Origin of the sequence: Ilumatobacter nonamiensis YM16-303 (assembly GCF_000350145.1) — a bacterium.
GTDB classification, from domain to species: domain Bacteria; phylum Actinomycetota; class Acidimicrobiia; order Acidimicrobiales; family Ilumatobacteraceae; genus Ilumatobacter_A; species Ilumatobacter_A nonamiensis.
Window position 1 is genome coordinate 1 of sequence record NZ_BAOL01000325.1, and the last position, 874, is coordinate 874.

At 65.9% G+C, this 874-nt stretch carries 1 protein-coding gene; it reads left to right on the forward strand.

Features of this window, described 5'->3' with window-relative positions:
• Nucleotides 1-378: 378 nt before the first annotated feature.
• A complete protein-coding gene (locus ON45_RS22385) occupies nucleotides 379-828 on the forward strand; it encodes a cupredoxin domain-containing protein (RefSeq protein WP_083915214.1) in 450 nt (149 codons plus the stop codon).
• The last annotated feature ends 46 nt before the right edge of the window (nucleotides 829-874 follow it).

Sequence of the window (874 nt, forward strand, 5' to 3'; positions counted from 1 at the left end):
GCTCTTCTTCCATCGCCTCGGTGTCGGCCGGGGCTTCGGTCGCTTCGACCGCCTCGGTGGCAACGGGTGCCGAATCATCTGAGCCGGCGTCGTTCGAGTCGCTGCCACAGGCGGCGACGGTGACGCTGACCGCTGCGGTCAGTGCGAGAATCTTGCGGGTTGAGTAGCGCATGTTGTGTTTGTGCTCCTTAGGGGTGTTCACGATGTGGATCCGGCGGACCGGATCGGAGTCCGTGTCTGACGGGCTCGTGATGAAGGTTCGGCACCGAGGCCCGTCTGGATCATCGACAGATCAATTTCGTGTGGACATCGCCCCGTCGGCGGGCCGTGACCCGCACGCCGATTGATCCAGCGCCGTCCCGGCTGCGAACCCGTTGCATGACACACGGAAAGCTCTCCACCCTCCTCGCATCGACCGCGGTCGTCGTCGGTCTCGCTGCGTGCTCCGGCTCGGACTCCGACAGCACGTCATCGCCAGCTTCGGAGGCTCCGTCCAGCGAGGCGGTCGACAGCACCCCCGACACGTCGACGAGCAGCGAATCCGGCACCGACGCCTCCGATGCTGCATCCGCCGGCCCGGCCGTCAACCTCGAACGTTCGCGGTTCGAGCCCGCCGAGCTCGAGGTCTCCGTCGGCGACACCGTCACGTTCACCAACAGCGATGCCTTCGCCCACACCGTCACCGCGAACGACGGCGAGGATTTCGAGTTCGACTCCGGTGAGTTCGGCGAGAGCGAGACGTTCGAGATGACCTTCGACGAAGCCGGCTCCGTCGCCTACTTCTGCCAGATCCACCCGACGATGCGCGGCACCATCACCGTCAGCTGACCGCCCTCGACAGGCCGTTCTCGTGAACAGTTCCGGCGCTCCGTGC

Bases quoted from the DNA above. Each gene is read 5' to 3' on its own strand.
- ON45_RS22385 (WP_083915214.1), top strand. From the start codon at position 379: ATGACACACGGAAAGCTCTCCACCCTCCTCGCATCGACCGCGGTCGTC.